The 15215-nt window shown below is 31.8% G+C and carries 10 protein-coding genes; all 10 read left to right on the forward strand.

Annotated elements, in window-relative coordinates:
- Positions 1–265: 265 nt before the first annotated feature.
- Positions 266–835, forward strand: a complete 570-nt coding sequence (locus OEW74_RS16185; RefSeq protein ID WP_265429459.1) for a hypothetical protein — start codon at positions 266–268, stop codon at positions 833–835.
- 448 nt (positions 836–1283) lie between these two features.
- On the forward strand, positions 1284–1538 hold the full coding sequence (locus tag OEW74_RS16190) for a hypothetical protein (RefSeq protein WP_265429460.1): 255 nt from the start codon (positions 1284–1286) through the stop codon (positions 1536–1538).
- Between the two features lie 12 nt (positions 1539–1550).
- Positions 1551–2231 carry a hypothetical protein gene (locus OEW74_RS16195; protein WP_265429461.1) on the forward strand — a complete coding sequence of 227 codons (681 nt, stop codon included), beginning with the start codon at positions 1551–1553 and terminating at the stop codon, positions 2229–2231.
- Between the two features lie 817 nt (positions 2232–3048).
- Complete coding sequence (locus tag OEW74_RS16200; protein ID WP_265429462.1) at positions 3049–3459, forward strand: 5-fold beta-flower protein; 411 nt, start codon at positions 3049–3051, stop codon at positions 3457–3459.
- A gap of 524 nt (positions 3460–3983) precedes the next feature.
- Positions 3984–4859 carry a hypothetical protein gene (locus OEW74_RS16205; protein WP_265429463.1) on the forward strand — a complete coding sequence of 292 codons (876 nt, stop codon included), beginning with the start codon at positions 3984–3986 and terminating at the stop codon, positions 4857–4859.
- 159 nt (positions 4860–5018) lie between these two features.
- Positions 5019–10418 carry a hypothetical protein gene (locus OEW74_RS16210; RefSeq protein ID WP_265429464.1) on the forward strand — a complete coding sequence of 1800 codons (5400 nt, stop codon included), beginning with the start codon at positions 5019–5021 and terminating at the stop codon, positions 10416–10418.
- A gap of 709 nt (positions 10419–11127) precedes the next feature.
- Positions 11128–11868, forward strand: a complete 741-nt coding sequence (locus OEW74_RS16215) for a hypothetical protein (protein ID WP_265429465.1) — start codon at positions 11128–11130, stop codon at positions 11866–11868.
- Between the two features lie 846 nt (positions 11869–12714).
- Positions 12715–14031 (forward strand): ATP-binding protein, encoded by a 1317-nt coding sequence (locus OEW74_RS16220; protein ID WP_265429466.1) that lies wholly within the window; start codon positions 12715–12717, stop codon positions 14029–14031.
- Between the two features lie 371 nt (positions 14032–14402).
- Positions 14403–14972 (forward strand): hypothetical protein, encoded by a 570-nt coding sequence (locus OEW74_RS16225; protein WP_265429467.1) that lies wholly within the window; start codon positions 14403–14405, stop codon positions 14970–14972.
- The coding region (locus OEW74_RS16230; RefSeq protein ID WP_265429468.1) for a lysozyme at positions 14969–15215 on the forward strand (247 nt) is incomplete at its 3' end. The genes OEW74_RS16225 and OEW74_RS16230, both read left to right, overlap by 4 nt.

Consider the following 15215-nt stretch of genomic DNA (forward strand, 5'->3'; position numbering starts at 1 on the left):
ACAGAATTGGAATATCCCCTCCGCTGCCGCACGAATTTTTTCGTGTGGCATTTTTATTATCCAATAATTTTTTTAATTTTTATCTTTATAAAAACATCATTGATGAGTCATAATTATAAGTTCTTAGTGGATGTTTAAAAGATTATGGTTATTAAACCACACGATTCAATCGTGCGGCAGCGGGGGACAGTAATAAAGAAGAAATTGATTTTGCAATATTTGAAATAAAAGAATCAGACTTATTATTTGGAACAAAATAAAAAAAATGAAAGAAATAAAAGAACTTATCGAAAATTATATTGAAGCAGAATTTAAAGCAAATAAAGGCAAATATGATATTCAAATTTCCGATTTACAGTACAATGAATTGGAAAGAGATGCTTACTCATTTTATCATTCAATAAACTCCAACCTTTTTGGAAGAGGTGGTAGTATAGACAGGATTATCGGAGATGAGATTTGGGTTAATAGATATCTGAAAAAATCTGAAAAAATAATCCCACGAACTTTATTTCAAATTAAGCAATACAAAAATCCAAAAGTAGGAGAAGGATTAGAAAGATGGTTAGTTAATGATGAAATTTTTGCTTGCTATACAAGTTACACAGAAAATACTGGAAGAGAATTAGGATATAATAAACTTTTTTATGTAGCTGAAACAAATGAAGGAATGAAAATAATATATGATTTAACTTTTGGTGTTAAAGAACCAGAATGGCGTCACTCACACGATTTAAAAATAAATCAGGTGAAAAATCCAGGAGAACTTATCGTTGTTGAAAAATATCAAGCTCCAGAAGAAGCTAATAGCTTAGCTGATTATAATGCAGAGTAAAACAATTAATAATTAAAATTAAAGCCCCCCCCTGCTGCCGCACGAATCCTTTCGTGTGGCATTTTTATTATCCAATAATTTTTTTAAATTTTTATCTTTATAAAAACATAATTGATGAGTCATAATTATAAGTTCTTGCTGGATGTTTAAAAGATTATGAATATTAAACCACACGATACAATCGTGCGGCAGCGGGGGTAATGCTGTAGATTCAAATTTAACACCTGCTTTAGGAAATATCAATAAAAAGTTTTCTCAAGGTTTAGAACTTAATGCAATTTATTTAGCTAAAAAAGCTCCGAAAGAACAAAGGAAGGTAATATGGTACAAATTTAATATTGAATATTATAATGGAAAAGTTTTTCCTAAATTCTTATTTGCAAGCTATGGAACCTATTCCAGAGTTGGAAAAGATTGGAAGCGGAACAATCCTATCAAAGAATTTCATATGAGTCCGGATTATCCGGAAATGGAATTCCAAGCTTTTGATATGAAAGCTAACAATTGGGATGCAACAGAAATGGAAAAAACATTACGAGTTACAAAAGGTTTTGCTAATGTTTTAAAACAGAATGGGGGATATTTAAATTTAGAAAGCATAGAGATTAAATTAGATTCTAAAATGAATTTAAGCACTATTAGAAATCAGGAAAATTTAGCTATATTGAGCCGAGCCAAATTAGATAATTTAATAACATTTTAGCATAAAAAAAATATGGAATTTAAAATCACTGAAGAGTTTAAAAATTTAGAAACAGCAATTAAATCAGATTATTTAGAAGAGGCAATTATTAATTGTAAAGTTTTCATTCCAGATAATGAAACAGTTGCATTTAGAATTAATAAATTTACTAAACTAGGTTATGAGAAGGTATCTGAGAGATTTGTAGATGTGTTAAATATAGATGAATTTCATTTTCATTCTTGGTTTCAAATAGATGATTTTGCTTCTCAGATAGAATTTAATATAGAGAATCTTTACCCAGGATTATCTCTTTTAGATTATGATGCTAAACTTTGGTTTAAAGGCCAAACCCCTGAAGAAATAGCTCTGTGGAAGACATTTCGTGTTTTAGATACTCGCCCAGAAATTGGCGATGGTAAATTAGCTGTCTACAGTATTCAGAATGGGATAGCTCCACCTAACGAGCCTGTTATTTATTATATTAATAGAACCTTAGCTTATAAAACCAATCTCACTTTTAATGAATATTATGAGGCAGTTTTAGATATGTTGGGTATAGCAGATTGGCAATATCTTTTTACTGAAGTTTCGCTAGAAGATTTAAAAGCAGATGGTATCTATCAAAAATTAAAAAAATCATTAGAAGCTCTGCAAAAAGCTTTTCCAAATAAAGACTACAGTCGTTATTTTAAGCTTTTAGAAGAAAGATAAATAAGCATTCAAATAATAATTATAAAAGCGAAGTTTCTATTTTAGAAGCTTCGTTTTTTTATTCCCCCCGCTGCCGCACGAATCCTTTCGTGTGGCATTTTTATTATCCAATAATTTTTTAAATTTTATCAAAAACATAATTGATGAGCCATAATTATAAGTTCTTGCTGGATGTTTTTATATTCTTGCATCCGGAGATTATATTTTTCAATCCGGAAACTATATTCTTATACCTTGGAGTAATATTCTTGCATCCGAAAGTTATATTCTCCTGTCTGTAAATTATATTCTTGCTTCTGCAAACTATATTTTAACATGCGGAAGTAATATTCTTTCATCCGGGATTAGTATTTTCACACGTTCTTATACAAATCGTTTCGTGCGGGTTTTCATCTTCATCTTCTCAAAAAAATCATTTATATAAAGCATAATTGATGAGTCATAAATATAAGCTCCACAATTCTAAAAAATTCTATTTAATAATGCATTGTGTATTTTGAAGAAGTTTTTAAATACTTGATATTTAAATCATTGTATTTCTTTTTTAAATAAAATGCCTTTGTTTATCTAAAAAAGAAGTTTATCTGAATGAACTTTGTCTTTCTTAGCGATTAAAAAACGCAAGGATAGACAAGGAATTTTAAAAAACTACTGGAATAAGATATACAAAGCCGTTTCACTTATTTCCGAAAAACAAAATTTAAAATGCACAACGGGTATTTAATAAGTTTTGCTATTGTAGATTGTATTCAATAAAACTCATTATCTTTATACATGTTACCAAGGATCTAAATACATCTTATTAAATTTAAAAACCATGAAAAAAACACTATTCATTTGTTCCCTTTTGTTCAGTCTTTCCATTGCAAATGCGCAAACGATAGAATCTGGAAGTCGCAGTACGACAGGTTATATCAAAAGTGATGGTACGATTGAAAACAGCAGCCGTTCTACAGTTGGTTACATTAAAAATGACGGTATAATTGAAAATAAAAGCCGAAGTACGATTGGTTATATCAAAAGCGATGGTACCATCGAAAACAAAAACCGCTCTACGGTAGGTTACGTTAAAAAAGATGGAACTGTAGAAAACAGCAGCCGATCAACGATTGGTTATATCAAAGATGATGGGACGGTAGAAAATAGCAGTCACAGCACGATTGGCTATGCAAGAGGAATTAAAAAAGAATGGGCAGCAGTAACTTTTTTCTTCTTTAAATTAGATTAAAAAATAATATTGTCCCATTTGTGGATATCAGTTAAAACTTAAGGCTCGAATTTTTATAATCCGGGCTTTTTCTTTTTTTAAAACATCAATAACTGAATATAATTTCAATTTGAGATAAACATCATCTTTTCTATACGTTTTTGTTAGTTACTGCAACTATGGAATAGGGAAGGCGAAAAACTTTCATAAGAAGGAAAAAATAATGAATTTTAGGCTTTGAAATCAAACTTCGAATCAATTGATTTTTAATGAAATAAAGCTACTGCAACTACAGACTAGAGAGCTCAAAAAACTTTTGTAAGAATAAAAAAAGTATGAATTTTGAATCTTGAAATCTAATAGTAAATCATCTGGTCTTGAAAAATACAAGCTGCTGCAAGTACAGAATAGACCCATCAAAAAACTTTTAATGGAGATAAAAAAGAATGAGTTTTAAACTCTGAAAAATAAGAATAGTAGGGCAGTTTCAAAAAAATATCCATGAAACTAAAACAAATTTATAAACAAATGCAAAAACAATAAAAATGGCTATAAGAGATAGAAACACATTAAAAACATTTTTTGAAACAGGAGACATTCCTTCGCAAGATCAATTTATAGATCTGATAGATTCTTTCAAACATCAAACCGACACGAATGCCCTTCTTCTCACCGACCGAGAAATCGTATCGATAGCAAATCGTATAGCAACGATTAACAATGGATTTGTTGAATATTATTTTGATAATATGAGCAATTCATTCATTAAATTGAATGTAGCTCAAGAAAATGAAGAAAACCAAGAGATAGAAATCAGATGTGACATTCATGATAATGGCGATGTAAAAAGACAGTATTTTGTTGGTAATGGACCTTATAATGTTGCTATAAAAGAATTTGAAAGCGAAAAATTACAAGCCAATGAATACTATTATCTGTATTATGAAACAAGCCTGTATGATAGCGTAGATAGATTAATCGGGCACCAATTACCAACTACTTTCAATGGTTTTGAATTTGGAAAACTAGATGGAAGAAACTTTCATTTTTACATTAAAAAACAAAATTTTGCAAAAGAATTAAACGTACTGCATACCAATATTAATTTCATTAATAAAACAAATATTCCTATTGAATATAAATGCCAGAGTACCAATTGGCGTGATATCTACAGGACAGAAAATACCGTAACCGCTCATTATGACCAATGGGATTATTTGTACTTCAGCTACAATGCAGACATGACAAAAGCAGATTATACTATTGAGTGTAGTGTTTATGATACCGACACAAATGAATTATTAATCATTGACTATCTGGAGCCCGGCACAAATTATAGACATTTTGGGAACAGTAGTGATGCTGTAGGAAATAGAGCAGATAAAGTGAGAAACATTACGATAGAATGTATAAAAGTATAAATCTAAATACATCAAAAGTTTGGATTTGGAGCTTCACCTCAAGAAGCAATTTCGACGATATTATATAATGGCTCATTTTGCACCAATTAGCCTGTGATTGTATGGTATTGCGGGAAATATAATTTTAATAATACTAAAAACAAAAAATTAATAAACGATATGTCAATACCATTAGATACAATTTACAGTTATTTTGAAACCGGCGATTTTCCAACACAAGAAGAGTTTAAAGAATCTTGGTCTTCGTTTTGGCACAAAGATGAAGCCATTCCGATGATTAAAATTATAGGACTTATAGATCAGCTTCAATCTAAAGTTGATAAAACAGCCTTTGATGGCCATGCTTTGTCCTCAGATTCTCATGCGAATTATTTAGCAAAAAAAGATGCTTCTAATTTGAATTCGCAAAATATAGAGTCCTGGAAAAGTATTTTAGGAGTTAAAGAATCATTGAATAATCTTGCTACTATTGATAATGATAATAACACTGGAAATGTTTACACAAAAGATCAAAGTGATTCCAAGTACATGTTTTTGAAGGATTTTTTGAATGATGAGAATAAAATTTTAGCAGAAAAAATCGAAGCTTTAGGATTAACAACGTTAATCGAAGCTTCGGAGAAAGATATTTCAGAATTTGCAGAACATTCCGGTTTATACAAGTTTGAAGCTAACGATTTTATCGCAGTTCCAGACTCAAAAGGAAACTTTTCATTGTATCTTTTTAAAGGCGGCGACAAACGAAATAAAGCCAATTATTTAGCAACCGGACTTTCAAATATTACGGTTGGAATGGTTGAAGGACTTCAAAGCGAGTTGAATAAAATCCCAGTAATTCAGGAGGAATTAGCAAACTTACATACTAATCTTCAAACTAAGGCAGACAAAGCTACCGTTGAGCAGGAATTCAATAAAATAAAAATTGTTGAAGATGAATTAGTCAATGTGAATAGTGATCTTCAAAATAAAGCAGACAAAGCTATAGTTGAGGAACAATTTAACTTACTAAATGCTGATCTTGAAACTAAAATTGATAAAACTGCAGTTTACACGAAAGATCAGAGTGATTCGAAATACATGTTTTCACAAGACTTCTTGAATGGTGACAAGAAAATCTTAGCAGAAAAAATTGAAGCTTTGGGTTTAACAACCTTAATTGAAGCTACAGAAAGTAGTATTTTAGAGTTTACAGAAAATTCTGACCTGTATAAATTTGAGGATAACGATTTTATCGCAGTTCCCGACTCAAAAGGAAACTTTTCATTGTATCTTTTTAAAGGGGGGGACAAACGAAACAAAGCTAATTATTTAGCAACCGGACTTTCAAATATTACCGTTGGAATGGTTGAAGGACTTCAAAGTGAGATTAATAAAATTGAACTTGTTCAGGGAGAGCTCATCAATGTGAATACTAAACTCCAAATTAAAGCAGATAAAGCAGCAGTTCTTGAGCAATTCGGCACCTTCACAACAAACCTTGAAACTAAAGCAGATAAATTAACACTTCAGCAAGAAGTGAACAGAATAAAATTTATTGAAGATGGATTAATCGATGTGAACGCAGATCTTCTAATAAAAGCTGATAGATCCACCGTTCTTGAGCAGTTTAATACCTTAAACACTAGTCTTGAAACAAAAGTTGATGCAGAGGCAGCCCAAGTAGAATTTAATAAAATAAAAGCTGTAGAAACCGGAGTTGCTAATTTGAATACCAACCTTCAGGCAAAAGCTGATAAAGCGACGGTTCTTGAACAGTATAATACCTTAAATGCTGATCTTGAAACAAAAATTGATATAGAAACAGCTGAAATAGAGTTTAATAAAATAAAAGCTGTAGAAACCGGAGTTGCTAATCTGAATATAAACCTTCAAGCAAAAGCTGATAAAGCGACGGTTCTGGAACAGTATAATACCTTAAATGCTGCTCTTGAAACAAAAATTGATATAGAAACAGCTGAAATAGAGTTTAATAAAATAAAAGCTGTAGAAACCGGAGTTGCTAATCTGAATATAAACCTTCAAGCAAAAGCTGATAAAGCTGCAGTTCTTGAGCAATTCGGTACATTTACAACCAGTCTTGAAACTAAAGCCGACAAATCAACACTTCAGCAAGAAGTGAACAGAATAAAATTTGTTGAAGATGAATTAATCAATGTGAGCGCAGATCTTCTAATTAAAGCAGATAAATCTGCCGTTCTTGAACAGTTTGATACATTAAACACCAGTCTTGAAACAAAAATCGATGCAGAAACAGCTCAAGTAGAGTTTAATAAAATAAAAGCTGTTGAAACTGAAGTCGCTAATCTGAATACCAACCTTCAGACAAAAGCTGATAAAGCGGCGGTTCTTGAGTTAAACGCTAGTCTTGAAACAAAAATCGATGCAGAAACAGCTCAAGTAGAGTTTAATAAAATAAAAGCTGTTGAAACTGAAGTCGCTAATCTGAATACCAACCTTCAGACAAAAGCTGATAAAGCGGCGGTTCTTGAGTTAAACGCTAGTCTTGAAACAAAAGTAGATTTAGATACGGCTCAAGTAGAATTTAATAAAATAAAAGCTGTAGAAACGGGAGTCGCTAATCTAAATACAAATCTTCAAGCTAAAGCAGATAAAGCTACGATTCAGGAACAATTGAGTGGAGTGAATATTAATCTTCAGGCAAAAGCGGATGTAGCTTTAGTTCAAGAACAATTTACTGCAATCAATGCTGATCTTGAAACAAAAATCGATGCAGAAACAGCTCAAGTAGAGTTTAATAAAGTAAAAGCTGTAGAAACCGGAGTTGCTAATCTGAATACAAATCTTCATACAAAAGCTGATAAAGCGGCGGTTCTTGAACAGTTTAATACTGTAAACACCAATCTTGAAACAAAAATCGATGCAGAAACAGCTCAAGTAGAGTTTAATAAAGTAAAAGCTGTAGAAACCGGAGTTGCTAATCTGAATACAAATCTTCAAACAAAAGCTGATAAAGCGGCGGTTCTTGAACAGTTTAATACTTTAAACACCAATCTTGAAACAAAAATCGATGCAGAAACAGCTCAAGTAGAGTTTAATAAAGTAAAAGCTGTAGAAACCGGAGTTGCTAATCTGAATACAAATCTTCAAACACAAGCTGATAAAGCGGCGGTTCTTGAACAGTTTAATACTGTAAACACCAATCTTGAAACAAAAATCGATGCAGAAACAGCTCAAGTAGAGTTTAATAAAATAAAAGCTGTTGAAACTGGAGTCGCTAATCTGAATACAAATCTTCAAACAAAAGCGGATAAATCAGCACTTCAGCAAGAGGTGAACAGAATAAAATTTGTTGAAGATGAATTAATCGATGTGAGCGCAGATCTTCTAATTAAAGCAGATAAATCTACAGTTCTTGAGCAGTTTAATACCTTAAACACTAATCTTGAAACAAAAGTAGATTTAGAAACGGCTCAAGTAGAATTTAATAAAATAAAAGCTGTTGAAACCGGAGTAGCTACTTTAAATACAAATCTTCAAGCAAAAGCTGATAAATCCGCAGTTCTTGAACAGTTTAATACATTAAACGCCGATCTTGAAACAAAAGTAGATGCAGAAACAGCTCAGGTAGAATTTAATAAAATAAAAGCCGTAGAAACGGGAGTTGTTAATCTGAATACCAACCTTCAAGCAAAAGTTGATGCAGAAACAGCTCAAGTAGAGTTTAATAAAATAAAAGCTGTAGAAACGGGAGTTGTTAATCTGACTACCAACCTTCAAGCAAAAGTTGATGCAGAAACAGCTCAAGTAGAGTTTAATAAAATAAAAGCTGTAGAAACGGGAGTTGTTAATCTGACTACCAACCTTCAAGCAAAAGTTGATGCAGAAACAGCTCAAGTAGAGTTTAATAAAATAAAAGCTGTAGAAACAGGAGTTGCTAATCTGAATACAAATCTTCAAACAAAAGCTGATAAAGCGACGGTTCTTGAACTAAACGCTAGTCTTGAAACAAAAGTAGATATAGAAACAGCTCAAGTAGAATTTAATAAAATAAAAGCTGTTGAAACCGGAGTAGCTAATCTCAATACCAACCTTCAGGCAAAAGCTGATAAAGCGGCGGTTCTTGAATTAAACGCTAGTCTTGAAACAAAAGTAGATATAGAAACAGCACAAGTAGAATTTAATAAAATAAAAGCTGTTGAAACCGCAGTAGCTAATCTGAATACCAACCTTCAGGCAAAAGCTGATAAAGCGGCGGTTCTTGAATTAAACGCTAGTCTTGAAACAAAAGTAGATATAGAAACCGCTCAAGTCGAATTTAATAAAATAAGAGTTGTTGAAACCGGAGTAGCTACTTTAAATCCAAATCTTCAAGCAAAAGCTGATAAATCCGCAGTTCTTGAACAGTTTAATACATTAAACGCCGATCTTGAAACAAAAGTAGATGCAGAAACCGCTCAAGTCGAATTTAATAAAATAAGAGGTGTTGAAACCGGAGTAGCTACTTTAAATCCAAATCTTCAAGCAAAAGCTGATAAATCCGCAGTTCTTGAACAGTTTAATACATTAAACGCCGATCTTGAAACAAAAGTAGATGCAGAAACCGCTCAAGTCGAATTTAATAAAATAAGAGTTGTTGAAACCGGAGTTGCTACTTTAAATACCAACCTTCAAGCGAAAGCTGATAAAGCGGCGGTTCTTGAATTAAACGCTAGTCTTGAAACTAAAGTAGATTTAGAAACCGCTCAAGTAGAATTTAATAAAATAAGAGTTGTTGAAACCGGAGTTGCTACTTTAAATACCAACCTTCAAGCGAAAGCTGATAAAGCGGCGGTTCTTGAATTAAACGCTAGTCTTGAAACAAAAGTAGATTTAGAAACCGCTCAAGTAGAATTTAATAAAATAAAAGCTGTAGAAACCGGAGTTGCAAATCTGAATACAAATCTTCAAGCTAAAGTAGATTTAGAAACAGCTCAAGTAGAATTTAATAAAATAAAAGCCGTTGAAACGGGAGTTACTAATCTGAATACAGATCTTCAAGCAAAAGCTGATAAAGCCACAGTTCAGGAACAAATAGGCAGTGTGAGTAGCAATCTTCAAAATAAGGCAGACAAAAATGTATTAGAAAGCCACGTGTGGTCATCAGATTCTCATGTGAGTTATTTAACAAGAAGAGATGCTTCTAATTTGGATTATGAAAATATTTATGCATGGAAAAGGGCTTTAGGCATTTCAGATTCCACAGAACCTGGAAGAAAGTATAAAATTTACAGAGCTTTACTGCATATAGATCAAAAATCTTTTGAGCCTCAATTTATCGTATTAGAAAACACAATTGGAGATATTTACTGGAGACGCGAAGAAACCGGATTCTATACAGGAATGCTGGAAAAAGCTTTTCCCGAAGGTAAAGTTTGGATCAATAGCAAAATTAATATCCCATTTAAAAGATCATCTCCAATAGATTGTATGGCTGTAAGAATGGATGATCACATTGTTGGGCTAAATGTTTTTATGATTCAAAAAGACGAGTCTATTCCTATTGATATGGAAGGAGATTTCGGAAATATTGAAATTTTTGTCTACGATGCAGAAAAATAAGAGTTACTGCAACTACAGGATAGGAAGGGCAAAAAACTTTCATAAGAGCAAAAAAATGATGAATTTTGAGCTCTCAATTAGAAATAGCAATTGCATCTCAAAAGCAATTCAATTATATACTAATAACTAAAAAATATAACCTTAATCGAGTAGGATGTCCTTTAAAAGGAAACCTTTTACTCTTGAAATATTGGAATTTTTTGATGTGTGAACATTAGAATCTCTTCCGAGAAACGAAATAATAGATAATCACATCTGTTGTTTCTTTCAAGAGCAGAAATCAATTCTGTGGAAACGGAGTCTGGTTCTTTAAAAAAGTAGGAAATCCGATGAGAGAGAGACTTTGAAAAAAGAACTGCTTTGGCAGTTTCGTAAGGCTCTTCAATGTGGACAAACTTTCGGTTAAGGTTTATTTTTCAGTAGCAAATGAACATCGTTTTTCAAAAATTTTAAAACGTCTAATTATTCCTTTTAGAGAAAGCAAAAAAATGAAATTTTATCTGAAAAAGATAGGAGGTTGAACTATGAAATTAAATCTGAAATTAATTGATTATTAAGTGGTAAAAGCTATTGCAACTACTGCATAACAAGACCGGAAAACTTTTTTAAGAACAAAAAATATATGAATTTTGAACTTTAAAACATAAAGAAAATTAGCTCCCAGAAAAAGTATATTAAAAACATAAATTATAAAGAAAACTAAAATGTCATGGAAGAAAAAAATAAATTCACGCAAAGAGAGGAGCTGAAAACCTATTTTGAAACAGGTAAATATCCTACACAAACTCAATTTGGCAGATTCATCGATAATTATGTGCATTTAAATGAATTTAATTTCGGGTTAGACGTAAAAGCAACGGGAAATAGTAAGAAAAAATTTTATCATTTCTATCTAGCTGAAGATATCGAAAAATCTGGTAGAGGACATGTAAACATTGAAGATATCGAAGAAAGTGAGCCCAAACAAATAGATAAATATGTACATGTTTTAAGCAGAAATGTAGTTTATAAATGTTTAAATGTAAAATTATTAACCGAATTAGATATCGATAAATATCAACCTAAGATTATCATCAAACGTTACAAACAACAAAAAACGCTTAAAAGCGGTTATGAAAAAAGTGCAGGTTTTTATCAGGAACTTCCGTTGGATGCAGAATTTTGGGGCAGACAATCTGAATACCCTGTAACATCTAATGAAATGGTGATAGACCTTAATCCTATTAATTATTTCAAACCCAATGCAGATTACAGGGAGTTTTCTCCATCGGGAACATTTAGCAGAGCTGGTTCATTTAAATATACAGCACATCATAGAAAACCATTTTCTCTTATTCAGATGCTTTTAGAAATTGATGTTAATGGAACAAAATTGAGATCACATCCGGTGAATGTAAAAATTATTTTAGGAAGAGATGAAAACGATTTGATCAATTATATGATAAACTAATAACATATATATCACTTCATCCGAGTAAGATTTTCAATAACCGGAAGCCTTTTGCCCTTGAAATATTGGAATTTTTTAATGCACAAGCAATAAAATTTCATCCGAGAATAAAATAATAGATCATGGTTGAACTATTATTTTCTTTCAGGCGTAAGATCGACTCTTTAAAAAGTAGGAAATCCAATAAGAGAGAGAGACTTTCTAAAAGTATCTGCATCAGCAGTTTTCTAAGACTCTCTAACGTGAATCACTTTTCGGTTGAGGTTTATTTTTAGTCACAAAAGAAGAGTAATTGTTTATATCAAAAATAAAAAACTAAAAACCAATGAAAAATGAGATGTTACAAAAGTTATTTGCATTCATAAGTGGGCAACTTTTCGGTTGAGGTTTATTAAAACAAACCACAAATAATGTGGAAACATTTTAATAACAATCGAGTAAGATGCTCTGTAACGGGAAGCCTTTTGCTCTTGAAATATTGGAATTTTCTGATGCACGATCATCAGAGTTTCATCCAGGAGGCAGAATGATAGATTGGGTTTTAAAATCTATTATTTTCTTTCAAGAGTAAAGAATGATTTCGTGAAAACGGGAGATCGATTCTTTTAAAAAGTAGGAATTCCAGTGAGTGAAAGACTTTCTAATAAGCTTCGGCAGTTTAGGTAAGACTTTCTATTATGAATGACGTTTACTTTAAGCAACAAACTCAGTAATTGTTTTTAAAAATTATAAAATGTCTAAACACGATTAATCAGCGTATTAAATAAGGCTAGGAGAAAGAATTTATTTAAACAGACGAAGAAGAGTAAATTTTGAATTTAAAAAATAAAAAAGACTAAAAAACCAATGGAACCAGAACAAATACAAAAATTATTTGCTCATTTAGAACAGGTTATTACATGGCGTATCAACAATTCTTCAGAAGATTTTAATACAGGAGCGCCCGAATTTAAAACGAATGACCATGAAGGCTTTCAATTAGGAGATTATATTTCAGGGAAAGAGCTTTCTCATCAGGAAATTGTAATTCTTTTGATGGCTTTATTGCCAAGATTAGATCCGTCATTGTTGAAACGTATTTTTTTAGAATTTCCAGGTAGTGCGCTGTTTGATTATTGCTCAGCCAATGAAAATGGCAGACTTTTTTATCCGACGATTCAGGCGGTTCAATATATTTTAGGCGGAGAAATTATTTCAGAACGATTGAAAGCGTTGGATTATTTTAGTACAAAATCGGTTTTAATTAAAGAAGAACTTATTGCATTTTCAAGTTCAGCTCATGAACATGCGCCAATGAATAGCCAATTAAGCGTTCATCAGGAAGCTTTTAACAATATAATTTTCGGAGTAGAATTATTGCCAAAAATGAGCAACGATTTCCCGGCAGAATTATTACACACCGATAGATCGTGGAATGATCTGATACTTCCTCAAATCACGTTAAAAGAACTTCAAACCATTGAAGACTGGTACAACAGTAGCCAAATTTTGATGGAAGATTGGGGGATGCAGAAAAAACTCAAACCTGGTTTCAGAGTATTATTTTACGGCGAACCGGGAACCGGAAAAACTCTTGCAGCGAGTCTTTTAGGAAAATATACCGGGCGTCCTGTTTTCAGGGTTGATGTTTCTATGCTGGTCTCAAAGTATATCGGGGAAACGGAAAAACAATTGGCTAAATTATTTGATAAAGCAGAAAATAAAAACTGGATTTTATTTTTTGATGAGGCAGATGCTATTTTCGGGAAACGAACGTCTGTAAAAGATGCCCACGATAAATATGCGAATCAGGAGGTTTCTTATTTGTTACAGCGAATAGAGACATTTTCTGGGCTTATTATTTTGGCATCCAATTTTAAAAATAATATGGATAAAGCTTTTACAAGGCGTTTTCACAGCTGCATCAAATTTAATAATCCAAAACATGAAGAGCGACTGCGCATTTGGCAACAAAACTTACCAGAACAGTTGCAGATTGAAGAGATTAATTTGAACCAAATTGCAAAACGATACGAACTTACCGGCTCTAATATTATGAACGTCATACAAGATGTGAGTTTAAAAACAATCGCATCAAAGTCTCCTGATTATAAGGTAAGTGTAGAGATGCTTTTAGAAAGTATCAAAAAAGAATACGTGAAAGAAGACAAAATATTTACGTAAAATAAGCTGGAAGCAGGAAGGGCGAGGTTGGATGTTTTTTTAGTCTATCATTTGTAAACTTTTTATTTAACCATAAAAGCGGCTAAAGATTTAGATATTTCTATTTAAAATTAATGACTACAAAGAAAAAAGAACACAAAAATCTTTAAAAATCTTTGATTTTTTATTCTTTTGAGAACTTTATTATCTAATAATAACTTTATAGTTGTCTTTTGTTCCTTTTGTGGTTAAATTTCAAATTAGTCTTAAACAGACTTTTAATCAAGTCACATTTAAAAAAATAGAAAAACTAGGAATTTTTTTATAAAAACAATAAATCCTCTCTTCCTGTTTCTGGCTTCCTAATTCAATAATTTCAAAAAATAGAACTCATGAAAGCAAAAATTCTGCTGCTGATTTTATTCAGTGGCCTCATATTGTGTTGCCGAAGTAAACATAAAATAACAACGACTCATCAAGAAAATAAAAAAGAAACAGAACAAGTAAAAGCTGATTCTCTTAGCGTAAAAAACATACAATCAGCCCAAAATACCTCTGTTGATGGATTGTTAAAAGAAAAGAAAAACGAAACATCCGGAGAAATATTAATCACGGGAAAATCTGATCCCTCCAATCCTTTTGTTTTTCATAATGTAGTTGGAAAAGACACCATTCAAATTATTTCCATCATTGGAAATGCAGAATACTCGATCAACAATCATTATACAAAGGTTGACAATAAAAAATCGGAGGTTAAAAAAGAAAAATTTACCAATATTATTCAGGATTTGGCTCACAATACTGTTTCAAAGGAAAGAATAAAAGAAGCTGATTCTGCAGTTTTTGAAGAAACAAAAACAATAAAAGCGAATGGTCCTCAAGCCGGAACCTGGATTGTCATTACAATCGTTATCTTTTTTTTAATCTTCATCTTTTTCATCTATAAATATTTTAAAAAATGAAAACATCACAAAAAGGAATCAATCTGATTTTATCATTTGAAGGATTCAGTTCCAAACCTTATTTGGATTCAGCAGGAATCCCGACAATAGGCTACGGAAATACGTATTATCCGGGTGGAAAAAAAGTAACCATGAAAGATCCTTCCATCAGCAAAGAAAAAGGAGCTGAATTATTTGCATCTGTTTTGCCAACGTATGAAAAAATAGTGAAGAATAAAATTAAAATCGCACTTACACAAAATC

It is taken from the genome of Chryseobacterium sp. YIM B08800, assembly GCF_026163565.1.
Classification (GTDB): Bacteria; Bacteroidota; Bacteroidia; order Flavobacteriales; family Weeksellaceae; genus Chryseobacterium.